Genomic DNA, 13,951 nt, shown 5'->3' with positions numbered 1-13,951 from the left:
TTAGCTGTCTTTTTGAACCGCTAGTTGCTTGAGCGCTGATAGATATGCTTTATAATCCTTTTTAACCTCTGCGGCATAACTCCTGGCATAATCCAGGAGGTCTTCCCCAACCTTATTCTGACTGGCAAAAGCTGTTAATTCATCATTAATTGAAGAACCCTGGATCCCGGAGCTCCGCAATTGTGCAGAAGCCGTCAGGACAGCCATATCCTTAATCACGTTGCTAATTTCTTTCATTTGATTACATAACCCCGCTAAATTAATCCGATCGGCTACCGGCTGCAACTCCTGTAACACAAATACGGCTCCATTAAAAGTGGTGGTACTCAATAGGGCTGGTGATACATTTTGCATATGATATTTTGCCGTACTGATTCGCGCCGCTTCGGAAGTCCATTTTGGCTGAATCACAGTATTGAAGGGCGCTAAAGATGAGGCTACAGCTTCCTTAAGGTCTAAAAACAACAGTTTGTCCGCATTCTTTTTGTTTTGCAATAACAGCATGTATCGTTTTAAACCAATACTTCCGGTACCGGCCACCCGAAACACAGCATCTTTTACCGTATACTTATTCCGCAACAGCTCCGTCTTTGCCAGCCATTGCCGAACATGTTGCATCACCGCTTGTTTTAACTTCTTTTCAAGCTTAAAATGCGTTTGGTTATTGATTTTAATCAGCAACTCTTTGTCTTTTCCAACCGCATTTTTTTTGATCAGTTCCTTTTCTTTTCTTAAAGCGGCCTGATCAAGAAAAGTTCGCACGACCCCATCGGCTGTTCTGGGATCAATGTAATAGGCTTTACCAGATTTTAACCTACCCATATAGACTTCCAGAAAAAGCTTTGCCATTTCTTCTGCCCTTTTCTTTTTCAGTTTTAAAGTATCAAAGGCGACGTAAATACTACACAGTATCCGCGCCAACTCCCAATTTAAGGGCGCAAGCATGGCTTCATCAAAATCATTTAAATCGAAATAAACCTGGCGGTTTGTTCCTTTAAAACTGCCAAAATTCTCCAGATGGAGGTCGCCACAAATCCAGGTTAATGGAGATTTAGGAAAGGATTTAACCTTGGAGAGATCTTCATAAAACAGGTGACAGGTCCCTCTGAAAAAGCGAAAAGGGCTCTCGGCCATCGCTTTATATTTCAACTGAACCATATCTGGTAGTAAACCACTGTTAAATCTTTCTATTCTTTGTGCAACCCTATCCATCGTATTCCCAATTAAGTTTGATTGTTATGATTACCATTCAAATGAAGCGATTGACTGCTGATTGAGGAGCCATTCGTTAAAAACCTCGAGCTGATCTCCTCTTCCGGAGACCTGAGCTTCCCAAATTAATTGCTCGCCATTGCGAAAAACCTTGATATTTGTACACTTCAGATTTAAGCTCCCCAACCGCTCGGAGATGCTCAGTTCTGGAGATTGCAGATTTAACACCACTTTATAGTCCCGATGTTGGAAACGAAAATCGATCCAAAACTGAATGTAATCCATTGCATATAGAATAAACAAGGATAGCACCATAGAAATTATGGCCAGTCCGAAAGCGCCTATGCCCACCAGCATCCCAATTGCGGCAGAAATCCATATTGAAGCCGCAGTGGTAATCCCGGAAACGGTGATGTTATTCCTAAATATGACGCCGGCACCTAAAAAACCGACTCCGGTGATCACGTTGGCCGCTAACCGATCTCGGTTCGCATCAACGCCCAACAGGTAAGAACAGATCGTAAAAATGGTGGAACCAAAACAAATGAGGGCTAGTGTCCTAAAGCCGGCTGATTTCCCACGGATCTCCCGTTCAAAGCCAAGGATACTGCCGCATAGGACAGATACAAATATTTTAAGGACCTCATCGCCATAGATATGGCTGGAATTAGTAAGGATCGAGTTCAAGGGCGAATGGGATAACCACCAATAATCTATTTACATTGGGTTATCTAAATATACCAAGAATTAGCCATAAGCACAATGGCCAAATTGTAGAATAAAAAAACCGCCCTTCCATACGGAAAGACGGTTCGTTTTTTATGAATTTCTATTATTTTATTTCGATAATGCTGATGGCATATCCACCACCTGGAGCGCAATACTGACTTAATTTGGCACCTTTTTTCACATTGATCTTTTTAATTACATAAGCTTTCGGATTCAACTCATAATGCGCATCTTTTCCATCCGCATAAACTGTAGCTATGTACTTTTTATTGGCATCGAGGAAGTCCAGATTTACCGTTGAGGTTCTACCATTTTCATCGCAGGTGCTTCCCACAAACCAGTTGTTCGTTCCTTTGGCTTTTCTGGCGAAAGTAATGTAATCACCAGGCTCTGCTTCCAGTACTTTCGTATCGTCCCAATCTACTGCTACATCCTTGATAAACTGGAAAGCATCTTTGTACTTATTATAAGTTTCCGGCAAGTCTGCAGCCATTTGTAGCGGACTGTACATCGTTACATAAAGGGCCAGCTGACGGGCAAGAGTGCTGTGTACGAAAGAGTTGTTTTCCGGATTGTAAGCACTGATCTTGGTTTCAAATATACCTGGGGTATAATCCATTGGCCCCCCCATGAGTCTGGTGAAAGGTAAAATGGTGGTATGATCTGCGTTATTGCCCCCAAATGCTTCATATTCTGTACCTCTTGCCGCTTCGTTAGCCAATAAATTCGGGTAAGTACGGCTCAGGCCCGTAGGTCTTACCGCTTCATGCGCATTGACCATGATTTTATATTCAGCAGCTTTCTCTATAGCATACTGGTAGTGGTTAACCAGCCATTGTCCGTAATGATGTTCTCCTCTTGGAATAATATTACCTACGTAACCGCTTTTTACTGCGTTGTAGCCATTATCTACCATAAACTTGTACGCTGTATCCAGATGACGTTCATAGTTTCGTACCGAGGATGAGGTTTCATGGTGCATCATGATTTTCACGTTTTTACTTGCTGCATATCGGTGCAATTCTTTGACGTCGAAATCAGGGTAAGGCGTCACAAAGTCGAAAACATAGTCTTTTGTTTTTCCAAACCAATCTTCCCATCCTTCATTCCATCCTTCTACCAACACGGCATCCAGGCCATTTTCTGCAGCGAAGTCGATGTACTCTTTTACCCTTTTGGTATTTGCAGCATGCTTACCATTTGGTGTTGTTTTGCTGTAATCGGTTACACCTAACTGAACATTGTCCAGATCATTATAGGCCCATGTGCTCTTACCCGTAATCATTTCCCACCATACACCTACATATTTAATCGGTTTAATCCAGGAAGTATCTTTAAATTTAGTAGGCTCATTTAAGTTTAAGATCGTCTTAGACATTAGGATATCCCCTGCTTTATCGCTCACAATGATGGTACGCCATGGCGACTGTGTAGGTGCTTGCATATAGCCTTTATCACCAATTGCATCTGGGGTCAGGACAGATTCCAGAACCATATCCTTATCATTCAGTTCTAAAGACATCGTAGAATAGTTAATCAATGCCGCTTCATGGATATTGATGTACAAACCATCTTTACTTTTCATCATTAAAGGCGTTTGTAAGCCCGTTTCAGAAAAAGTCTTTTGAGAAACGTTTGGGGTTACTGCTGCCTTCATTTTACCACGAACCTCAGAAAGGTTTGAGGTCGTCGTGCTATATTCCTGCGTATCATAATCACCAGGAAGCCAGAATGCTTTATGATCTCCAGCTAAAGCGAATTGCGTCTTTTCTTCTTTAATGGTGAAGTAGTTCAGGTTTTTCTGTTGAGGGAATTCATATCTGAAGCCTAAACCATCATTGAACAATCTAAAGCGAACCACAATAAAGCGGTCGCTGGCAGGCTGTTTAAGGGTTACTGCAAGTTCATTGTAATGGTTGCGAATGATTTTTACTTCTCCCCAAACTGGCTTCCAACTTTCATCAAATGTACTTTGTTTGGTATCAGCAATTTCAAAACCATTCAACAGATCTGCTGCATTTTTCAATTGAAAACCAAGATTACTGGGCTTAATGACACTTTTGCCTTTATAAGAAAGCTGGTACACGGGGCTTCCGGTATTGCCAAGGCTAAACTTTAAAGTTAGGTTATTGTCGGGTGATCTTAACTCCTGGGCGCTAGCGGAGGAAGTCGTCGTATAACAAAAACAAATCAGCAGAATGAACTTCGAGATGTTGGTCATACGGATAGGATTGCGAAATTGATAGGTGCTCATACCTGTACTACGGTTAAAGATTAATTTGGTTGGCAAAGCCCAAACGGACTGCTTTTCCAAAAGTACCGGCGAATTCCTTTTAAAAACCTTTGCTATTTAAAAATGTAGATCCATTTTTGATTTAAAAAACTCAAAACCAATCAACTAACAACAGAAACACCTGCTTAAAATGTAGACATTGTGCCTATTTCTTTGACATAATCCTCAAAATCCTCTCTTGGAACGATCGCTTTATTCCTCACTTTTGTTCTGTAATTGTAAATGGTACTCATCGAACAACGAAGAAAAGCAGCAATCTTTGCACTGTCATGAATTCCCAATCTGAGCAAAGCATACATCCTTAATTCTGTATTTAACTCCCCTGGTTTAAGGTCAAAACGTTCTTCGGCTAACAGCAGGTTGTTAAACTCAGTTACGAAATCAGGATATAGGTGTAAGAAAGTATCGTCAAAATTTTTGTAGAGCGCTTTAAGTTCAGTAGTCATCAGGTCTGTCGACTTTAACATTTTTAAAAGCGCATCTATATTTCCGGTTGTTGCTTTTTTATGGAGGCCTTTCCGATAATCTTCCAGCTTATTGATATAGTTGGAACAAAGGTCTAAGAAGTTTCCGATGTATTCTTCTTTAATTCGGTTTGCTTCACTGAGCTGGGTGTTTGTCTTGGTCAGCTGCTGATTTATACTTTGTAAATCTTGGTTCAGTTTCTTTAAAAGGTGGTTTACCCCTTGTAATTCCAACCGACTCTTTTGCAACTTTTTCATCTGCTTGATCACGTAAGCTACCGCGGCTATTAAACCTGCAGAAAGCACACTGATCAAGCCCAGCAAGATTAACAATTGGGTTCTTTGTTGTTTTTCTTTCGTTTGGTGGGCCACATCAATGATGGGAAAAATCTTGGAGATGACGATGGTACGTAATGGCGCATTACAAAAAATCGCGTCCTCCATGGAGCACTTAATATATTGGTAGGAACGGTCTAAATCCCCGGTTTCATATAGCGAAATGGCCAATGCCTGTAAAGAGGTATTCTCCTTAATTGCATTCTGTAGATCTGAAATGGCCGACAATGCAAAGTATTTTTGTTGAAGCAAAGTATCACCTTCGTTCCTATAGACTATCCCTAAAGCTGAACTCCAGATCGCGTATTCGTGATTTTTAGTTTTCACTCCTGCCAATAGTTCGAGTAAAAGTTTTTCTGCCGCTTTATATTCCCCAGAGCTGCTTAACTTTTCTGCATAAACCCCCTTATAATTCCTGGAAGAGGCCGGTAAGATCTGTAGCAGCGAATCTCTATAGGCTGCATTGTATTTACGATATAGATCGGTATTGACGTTATGATAGGCGGCCAAATTACTATAAAGATCTTTATAAGCCTGGTAGTAACCGATTTTCAGATCAGTTGTCAATTGATCTGAGTGCAAACTCCTCAATAAGCTAGCTGCGTCCATAGACATCCCAGCAATCGAATAAAGTGCAGAAAGTTGCAGCTTAGACGCTGCAATTCTTGAGGGATCTTTAAGAAGGCTTGCAATTTCCAGGTTGTAATTGACATATTTTATCGCAGAATCACTTTGATAAGGTTTGTATTCCTGATAAATTTTGCTGTTGAGCGTATATATTTCTTCTTTTGATAAATTAGGCGATTTCAGCTGCTGCTTGAGTCCGGATAGGACTGCTTCCCTCCTGTCCGTATAGGTTTGTCGCCGCTCAATGGCATGGTCCAGCGCTTTTAATAAACTGTCTAAACCAGAATTCCCGCTCCGCTCATTTTTAGCATAACCAGAAAACCCAAAGATGATCAGAAAAGACAGCAGAACAGTTTGTTTAAGCAATTTCAAAAGATACAAGGTTAAAGCAAATAGGAATGGGCAAAACTATCTAAATTCAGCTAAGAAACCTAGTAAATTCCATATCCCTTGTCGTTGGAAAACGTGTTTATAGGCCATTGATAATTCTTTGAGTGGTGCCATTCTCGTATCTATCTGATTTCATTAAAAACCTGCAACGCAGATTCCCTTCCTAAACTGGCCCTATGGTTTAATCAAAAACTGGACCCCATTGCTAGCCCTAAAATAACCCAGCTTTGCCGTAATTAAACACCACTAAATTTTAAGCGCATGAATACAATATTAAAAGCGAGCCTAGCCCATTTGAACGAATTTGCAGAATTATTTGATCAATACCGTGTTTTTTACAGACAAGAATCGGCATTAGAAAAAGGGAAAAAGTTTCTTGAAGAAAGGATTACAAACCAAGAAAGCGTTACATTTTTAATTAAACATGGAGACAAATTTGTTGGATTTGCACAGCTCTACCCATTGTTTCACTATAAAGCCTTACAGCGTCAATGGCTGTTAAGCGACTTGTTTGTTGATCCTGCCTACCGTGGACGCGGCTTCTCCATTGCACTCCTAGACAAATGCAAAGCCTATTGCGACGAAACAGATGCTTGCGGATTATTACTGGAAACAGAAAAAACAAACATCATTGGGAACAGACTATATCCAAAATGCGGATTTGAGCTCGATCAAGACCACAATTATTACAATTGGTGGAAATAGTCATCAACATGGCTTAATACTAAAACGCATTAAGCCATGCCACCATTAACACCAATATTTTGTGCGGTAATCCATTTCGCATCATCACTGGCAAGGAACACCACTACCTGAGCGATATCTTCTGGTTCTCCGATACGATTAAAAGCGGAAAGGGAAGCCAAACGGTCAATCACCTCCTGAGGTTTTCCATTCGTAAACAATTCCGTATTTGTTGGACCGGGCGAAATGGAGTTTACATTAATCCCCCGACCACCAACTTCTTTGGAGAACACACGGGTAAGCTGTTCTACTGCCGCTTTTGTAGCTACATAGGTACTATATCCAGGCAACATGATCCGGTTTACAGAAGTAGAAAAGTTAATGATACTTCCCTGATCGGCTAAACGCGTTGCTGCTTCCCTCATCGTATTGAAAGTTCCTTTTACATTGACATCAAACTGCTTTGCAAACTCCTCGTCTGTGGTGTCCTTAAGCAATTTCGTGATCATAATTCCTGCATTGTTTACCAATACGTCAATTCTGCCATAATGGGCAATTGCAGTATCGAACATGGTTTTAACCGCTGCCGAATTACTGACATCTGCCTGAATTGCGATCGCCTCCCCACCTTGCTCCTGGATTTTCGTAACAGTTTGCGCTGCCGCTTCCTTTCCTCCTGCATAGTTGACAATAATTTTAGCACCTGCAGTAGCCAGCTTTTCAGCGATACTTGCTCCGATACCTCTTGATGCACCAGTGACCAGAATTACTTTATCTTTTAGTGTTCTCATGTTTTCTTTATTTAATGATTCAAAGATCCGCTAAATCTGAGCTTAGAAATTACACATATTAAAGAATGACTTGCTCAATTCTAAGATAAAAAATGATTTGTCGGTTAGCGGGCAAGATTTTGCTTCCGATAAGCGATTGGCGTAAGTTGGGTATGTTTTTTAAAGTAGCTACTAAAATGACCGGGCTCGGCAAAGCCCAGCAAAAAAGAAATCTCTTTGATGGAGTCTTTGGAATTTTTCAACAAAGATTTTGCTTCTCCAATTGTTTTCTCGGCAATCCAGGTACTGACCGTCTTCCCCGTCTTGGTTTTAATCACCGTACTCAGATAATTGGCATGTAAATGCTGTAAATCCGCATAATCTTGTACCCTCAACAACACATTTTCTTTCGTAGATCCTAAAGCCCGATAATGTGCTTCCAGATTCTGCTTAAATGCTTTTACAATGGAAGAATTACGGCTTCCTTCTTGAATGGGGTTATAATCCTGCCAAAAGTATTCCTTTATTTTCAACAACAAGGCAACGAACAGGTTGCCAATAATCTTGTTCTTATATGGGGAATCTCCCAAGTGTTCTTTATAAATCAATTGGTAAAGCAGTTCAATTTCAGCAAATTGTTCCGGTGGTAATTGCTTCGGCTGGACAGTTTCTGTCAGTAAGAAAGAAAAATCCTCAAATACGTTGGACTGGACATTGGTCTTCAGGAAGGATTCATTAAAAGTAATCAAATAAGCATCTCTGATTTCAGTCCACTCAAAGCTTCTGTAATTACCTGGATTGGTGAAATAAATCGTTCCTGGATTGACCACAAATGACATTTCATCGATGACATAACTTCCTCTGGCATCCTTCAGAAATACGAAGCTAAAATAATCAGGTCGGTAAGCGATAGATTTAAAAGGCAAGTCTTTGAAGGTTTCTGTTAAAGCATGTATGGTAAAGCCAGATTTGCGCTGAACTGAATCCAAAGGTAAGCCCATCAATTTGTACAAATCTGCCAGATCTTTTGATATCGCTTCCTTTTGTTGCATATAACCCTTAATTTTTTGCTAAAATAGTCGTTTTGATCTATTTAATCGGTAGAAAACGTTAATCTTGTCAGCACCTTCCACTAAAACAGTGGAGAAACTTAAATTAGTTGGATTTACCTGATTTTAGGGAAAAGTATCCATTGACTAACCTAGTCTTTTCTTGGTCTTCAGGCGGAGCCATGGAAAAAATCGCATGCATTAACCAGTTACTATCATTTAAATTATAGAAAGCTAGAAGTTATGTTATTTTGAGGATAGTTCAATATTGAGGACTTTTGTGCCTTCAATAATAATTAACAAAATGGAATATAGAAAATTAGGAAATACAGCTTTGGAATTGTCTACCATAACTTATGGCGCATTCGCGATTGGTGGTACAATGTGGGCAGGAAATGATCAGAAAGATTCAATTGAGGCGATTCACGCGTCTTTAGATCATGGCGTAACTACTTTAGATACCGCTCCTTTTTACGGTTTCGGCTTAAGTGAAGAACTAATCGGACAAGCTTTAAAAGGAAAAGACAGAACTAAAGTTCAGTTGTTAACTAAATTCGGTCTGGTTTGGGACGGCAGTAACCAAGGAAAAGGAGAACATTTTTTCGATCTACCGGTAGATGGAAAGAATGTAGCTATCTATAAATTAGCTTCAAAAGCGAACATCATTAAAGAAGTTGAAGAGAGTCTGAAACGTTTAGATACGGATTATATCGATTTAATCCAGCAACACTGGCCGGATGCAAGCACTCCTATTGATGAAACGATGGAGGCGATGGAAAGCTTAATCCAGCAAGGAAAGGTCCGTGCAGCGGCAGTTTCAAACTATAGCTTAGATCAATTGAAAGAAGCAGGAAACACATTTGTTCCGGCAGCAAATCAAGTGGCTTACAGTATGCTGAACCGCAGTATCGAAAAGGACCTGGTGCCTTATACTGTAGAAAACAACATTGGCATTATTGTTTACAGTCCGATGGAAAGAGGTTTGCTTTCAGGCAAGTATTTCCAAAATGAAAAACTGAAGGCTGATGACCATAGAAATGGATATTTCGGTCAGTTTGATCTGGAAAAAGTGAAAACATTCCTGGAAAGTATTCGTCCGATTGCGGAGGAAAAAAACGCAAGTCTGGCACAACTGGCCTTACGTTGGACGACTTTGCAAAAAGGGATTACGATTGTATTGGCTGGTGCAAGAAATGCTGAACAAGCGATTTCTAATGCGCAGGCGATGAGTCTTGATTTAAGTGCGGAAGAGTTGAGTTTTATTGATGGGGAACTGAGAAAATTATAATAGGATAATTCAGCTACATTATTAGCTCAGAATGAACCAGGCTAAACGGATAATTACCCGTTTAGCCTGGTTTTTTTAATTAAAAAAAAGTTTATATTGCATATACTGTTTCCTTTGGGTTATGTCTTCACACAGCAGATCAGAATTGATATGAATTTAATTAACATTTTATTTATTGCTTTCTTTTTGGTAATCCTATCCAAAAGAGTCAGACTTATGGTTCCTTGTTACAAGAATCGTGACTATTCACAATTGAAGGCTCAGACTTTGTTTTTCAGCATCCAGTTGCTGGTTTCTATTGGCGTCCTGCTGATTCTTTTCAAAAGGATTTAAAATTCATACGATTGCTTAATAAAAATGGATGTTATCACATCCTTAATTGAATCCCAAATTTGGACAAAAGCTTTTGAAATAAAAATGGCCGTTACCACAAGGATGTGATAACGGCCATTTCTATTTATAGTAGCGCTGTAAAACGCAATCAAATTACTTACTGCGCATTTTAAATCTTCTGTAAGAGATAAATGCCAGGACAAAAACCACACCTACGGTCACATAAACCCATGATGGAATTGGTACAGGATCACCTTGTGCATAAGAATGCAGTCCGGTTAGGTAGTAATTCACCCCAAAATACGTCATGATAATTGTCGAGAAGCTCAACAACGACAGTAAATTGAACAGGTATTTAGTTCTTAAACCTGGAATCAAGCGAACGTGTAAAACGAAAGCATAAACGATCACAGAGATAAAAGCCCAGGTTTCTTTAGGATCCCAGCTCCAGTAACGCCCCCAGCTTTCATTAGCCCAGATACCACCCAAGAAAGTACCTACTGTAAGTAAGAACAATCCAACGGTTAAAGACATCTCGTTCACTATAGTCAATTCTGTGATGGAAGATTTCACTTTCGCAGAGATCTTGTTATTGTCAATTATGTATAAAATTAAGACTACAGTTCCCATTAAGGCACTTAGCCCGAAGAAACCATAACTAGAGGTAATAATTGCGACGTGAATCATCAACCAGTAAGATTTAAGCACTGGAACCAATGGCGTAATCTGTGGATTCATCTGTGATCCACCATGTGCAAATCCCATTAAGATCACGGCGATTAAACAACCCGCAGCAGGAATAAAGGCATTGCTATTTCTATACATTCCCAATCCGGAAAGTACCCCGATCCAGCTGATGAACAAAACGGCTTCATAACCATTGCTCCATGGCTCATGGCCAGAAATATACCATCTTATCCCTAAACCAAAACCTTGAAGGAATGCCGCGATACTGATTAAGATCAACACAAACGTCACTAGTTTATCCAGTGTTTTAGAGTTTTTGAACAGCTTAAAGAATGCCAATCCTAGAATTACAGCACCTAACATGGCATAAGTAATCATCAAGTTTAGGAATAGATTCCATGAGTTGTAGCTCACTTCCCAGAACACTTTCGAGTCTGAAGGCATCACCTCTTTACCGAATTTCAATTGAATATCTTTGATCTGATCTAAAGCAGTATTGGCTGCATCCCAGTTTCCAGTCTGCTGACCGTCTTTGATACTTTTAGCATAACGATCAATTGGGTTTAGTTCACCTACCAAGGCAGAGCCTGGGACTGCAGAAGGCATCGCAATCCAAGTATTATTTGCATCACCTTGAATCGGGAAAATACGCAAATATTGACCATTGATCAGTGATTGCATCGCCTGTAATTTATCATTCAGATCAATAATCTCTTTATCGTAGTTATTTTGCTCTGCTGGTTTCTTAGCAAAAGCTTTCGAATAATCATCTTTCAGGATAAACTGTAGCGTTCCATCCTCGCCTACCTTTAATAGGTTAATCATGGAGGTATAACCTTCTTCGTTCGCTTTTACTGCTTTAAGTAACTCTGGGCCACCTTTTGCTCCGATTTTAATCAGTGGAACATTTACCCATAGGAAAGGCGTAGTTGAAACCGAAAGGAAAAACTGGTTGGCATTTAAGCTGTGGAAACGGTCTTTACGGTGCAGTTTTCTCAGAATTTCTAAGGCCATCGTATTGATTGGCTCCACCCTTCCGTCGATATTTTGTACCAGCAAATGACCGAATTTATCGGCATGCGCCACATCAATTTTTATAGAAGATGCAAACTGAACTGGATCTACAGATTTTGCAGAAAGTAACATTTGCATTTCTGCTTTACTTGGTTGTTCATGGTTGTGTGCCTGAGCAGTAGTTCCAGGGGCTTCAGCGGCATGATCATGACCATCACCAGGAGCGTGATTATGACCGTCATCTGCTGTGTGATTGTGACCATCACCGGGAGCATGGTTATGACCGTCGTCTGCTGCATGGTTGTGACCATCGCCAGGTGCATGATTGTGGCCGTCGTCTGCTGGCATTTGCATCTGTGGTTTTACAAGACCTGGAATGGCAGTAGAACCATTTTTGCCATGCATATCAATCTTCTGACTAAACGCTGCACCTAAAGGAAGGAATAAAAGTGCCAGTAAAAGTGATTTTGATTTTGCTGATTTAGAGATTGTTCTCAACTGTTCGTTTAGTTTAGAGAAATGCGTTCCTTTCCAAAATAAAGTAACGAACATCCCAAGGAATAATAAAGTATAACCGATATAAGTCACGTTTGTACCTGTTTCATCATGATTTACAGAAAGGACTGTTCCTTTCTCATCGTCATCAAAACTGGCCTGGAACAAGCGGTATCCAGCTTTATCCAATACGTGGTTCATGTATATTTTGTAAGGTGTATCTTGTCCGCCATCCTGAATTAACACATCAGAAGAATAGGAAGCAGGGCTATTACTACCTGGATATTTCTCCATTTTGAAGTCTACCAGTTTAATAGAAAACGGGGTTTTATAAATTTTAGAACCGTAGGCCATAGATATTCTTAATCCGCCAATTTCACTTTGGTGTTGGAAATTCGTGATCCCTTTTCCGCCATAGAAAGAAACGGTATCCACTGTATTTCCAGAAGTAACTTCCACTTTAATCAGGTCCAGATCATGCTCATGTTTGGTTTTATCACCTTCAAAATAGATGATGTTACCAGGAATTGATGGCTCTGGGATGACGAAAGCTAAATTCCCAAAAGTATATAAGCTTCTTAAGTTGAAAGGTTGTGCCGGACTATCAGCAAGTACAGGTTTCTTCTCCTGCGTTGCCATGATCATGTAATCTCCAGTGAAAGGAGTGGCAATTTGCAAGCCGCCTGTAGTGGCATCTGAAATATTGATGGCTCCGGGAGTTTCCTTATTGTAGCTCACCAACATATTTTGCATCAACTGCACCGTTCCTGTAGGCACATACTTATTTACTCTCTTTCCGTTTTCTAAAACCACTAAATGTAAAGTTGGTTTACCGGTAGTACTGCGTACTAAAGAGTCTTGAGCTCTGGCGTAAAAGTCGATCACTCTGACTTTAACCCTTTGTCCCTGGTAATCGTATTCTGCTTTGAAAGTCTTTTTGAAAGGCTTTAGGTAAGTTGGAATTCGGTTAGAGATTAAAATTGCAGGTAGGTCATCATAGGCTAATGCCTGATCATCCTTCCCGATTTGCATTTTGAAAAAGGTAGCATCCGAAATGATTTCATCTGAAGATTCACCTTCTCTGATGTGCATAGAGCCTTCAAAGCTTACATATCTGGTAATGTATCCACCAATAAAGATGATTACGAATGCCAGGTGAAATACCAACAGTGGCCATTTTTTACGCTGTGTCAATTGGTATCTACCGATATTACCGATAAAATTGAGGACCAAAATGACCATCACCAATTCAAACCACCAGCAGTTGTAGATTAATGCTTTGGCGACTGCCGTCCCATAATCATTTTCCACAAAGGTGGCCATGGCCATGGAGAAAGCGTATAACAATAACATAGCACCCATCGTTCGGGTGGAAAAGAGAATTTTGCCTAACCTTGTAATCATTCGTGTGTTTTTCTTTTTCTTTTGTACCAGTTTTAATCACCGGCATTAGGAGTTGTTCCTTATCAATTGCGCAAAGATGACCCGAGAGATTTAGAAAAATGAGGGTTAATTATTTTATGGCAAAAAAAAGACGAAACTAAATCGTATTTTATAAAAAAAGGGTCTTATTTCATTGT

9 protein-coding genes are annotated in these 13,951 nt (G+C 40.1%); 2 read left to right on the top strand and 7 right to left on the bottom strand.

The window, feature by feature from the left end:
- The 4 genes from GM920_RS01955 to GM920_RS01940 form a co-directional block, all read right to left on the bottom strand.
- Complete coding sequence (locus tag GM920_RS01955; RefSeq protein ID WP_182952926.1) at nucleotides 1–1,212, bottom strand: DUF2252 domain-containing protein; 1,212 nt, start codon at nucleotides 1,210–1,212, stop codon at nucleotides 1–3.
- 30 nt (nucleotides 1,213–1,242) lie between these two features.
- Nucleotides 1,243–1,899: an MgtC/SapB family protein gene (locus tag GM920_RS01950; protein ID WP_202986016.1), complete on the bottom strand. Its 657-nt coding sequence runs from the start codon at nucleotides 1,897–1,899 to the stop codon at nucleotides 1,243–1,245.
- Nucleotides 1,900–2,044: 145 nt separating this feature from the next.
- On the bottom strand, nucleotides 2,045–4,195 hold the full coding sequence (locus GM920_RS01945; protein WP_235964402.1) for a glycoside hydrolase family 97 protein: 2,151 nt from the start codon (nucleotides 4,193–4,195) through the stop codon (nucleotides 2,045–2,047).
- 164 nt (nucleotides 4,196–4,359) lie between these two features.
- Nucleotides 4,360–6,033 (bottom strand): DUF6377 domain-containing protein, encoded by a 1,674-nt coding sequence (locus tag GM920_RS01940; RefSeq protein WP_182952925.1) that lies wholly within the window; start codon nucleotides 6,031–6,033, stop codon nucleotides 4,360–4,362.
- A 279-nt stretch (nucleotides 6,034–6,312) separates the two neighbouring features.
- Here GM920_RS01940 and GM920_RS01935 point away from each other — a divergent pair, with 279 nt between their 5' ends.
- A complete protein-coding gene (locus GM920_RS01935; RefSeq protein ID WP_182952924.1) occupies nucleotides 6,313–6,756 on the top strand; it encodes a GNAT family N-acetyltransferase in 444 nt (147 codons plus the stop codon).
- Nucleotides 6,757–6,785: 29 nt separating this feature from the next.
- Here the strand turns inward: GM920_RS01935 and GM920_RS01930 are convergent, their stop codons facing one another.
- Nucleotides 6,786–7,526, bottom strand: a complete 741-nt coding sequence (locus GM920_RS01930) for an SDR family oxidoreductase (protein WP_182952923.1) — start codon at nucleotides 7,524–7,526, stop codon at nucleotides 6,786–6,788.
- A gap of 104 nt (nucleotides 7,527–7,630) precedes the next feature.
- Entirely contained in the window at nucleotides 7,631–8,557 is a 927-nt protein-coding gene (locus GM920_RS01925) for a helix-turn-helix domain-containing protein (protein ID WP_182952922.1), read from the bottom strand.
- A gap of 301 nt (nucleotides 8,558–8,858) precedes the next feature.
- Between GM920_RS01925 and GM920_RS01920 the strand changes: the two genes are divergently transcribed.
- Entirely contained in the window at nucleotides 8,859–9,842 is a 984-nt protein-coding gene (locus tag GM920_RS01920) for an aldo/keto reductase (protein ID WP_182952921.1), read from the top strand.
- Nucleotides 9,843–10,328: 486 nt separating this feature from the next.
- Here GM920_RS01920 and ccsA read toward each other — a convergent pair whose 3' ends face one another.
- Nucleotides 10,329–13,775 (bottom strand): cytochrome c biogenesis protein CcsA, encoded by a 3,447-nt coding sequence (gene ccsA, locus GM920_RS01915; protein WP_235964401.1) that lies wholly within the window; start codon nucleotides 13,773–13,775, stop codon nucleotides 10,329–10,331.
- Nucleotides 13,776–13,951: the final 176 nt, after the last annotated feature.

It is taken from the genome of Pedobacter gandavensis, assembly GCF_014172405.1.
GTDB lineage: Bacteria > Bacteroidota > Bacteroidia > Sphingobacteriales > Sphingobacteriaceae > Pedobacter > Pedobacter gandavensis.
Note: the sequence above shows the minus strand (reverse complement) of the source record. Positions and strands in the feature narration are given on the sequence as shown.

Bases quoted from the DNA above. Each gene is read 5' to 3' on its own strand.
- GM920_RS01920 (WP_182952921.1), top strand. From the start codon at position 8,859: ATGGAATATAGAAAATTAGGAAATACAGCTTTGGAATTGTCTACCATA.
- GM920_RS01935 (WP_182952924.1), top strand. From the start codon at position 6,313: ATGAATACAATATTAAAAGCGAGCCTAGCCCATTTGAACGAATTTGCA.
- GM920_RS01930 (WP_182952923.1), bottom strand. From the start codon at position 7,526: ATGAGAACACTAAAAGATAAAGTAATTCTGGTCACTGGTGCATCAAGA.
- GM920_RS01925 (WP_182952922.1), bottom strand. From the start codon at position 8,557: ATGCAACAAAAGGAAGCGATATCAAAAGATCTGGCAGATTTGTACAAA.
- ccsA (WP_235964401.1), bottom strand. From the start codon at position 13,775: ATGATTACAAGGTTAGGCAAAATTCTCTTTTCCACCCGAACGATGGGT.
- GM920_RS01955 (WP_182952926.1), bottom strand. From the start codon at position 1,212: ATGGATAGGGTTGCACAAAGAATAGAAAGATTTAACAGTGGTTTACTA.
- GM920_RS01945 (WP_235964402.1), bottom strand. From the start codon at position 4,195: ATGAGCACCTATCAATTTCGCAATCCTATCCGTATGACCAACATCTCG.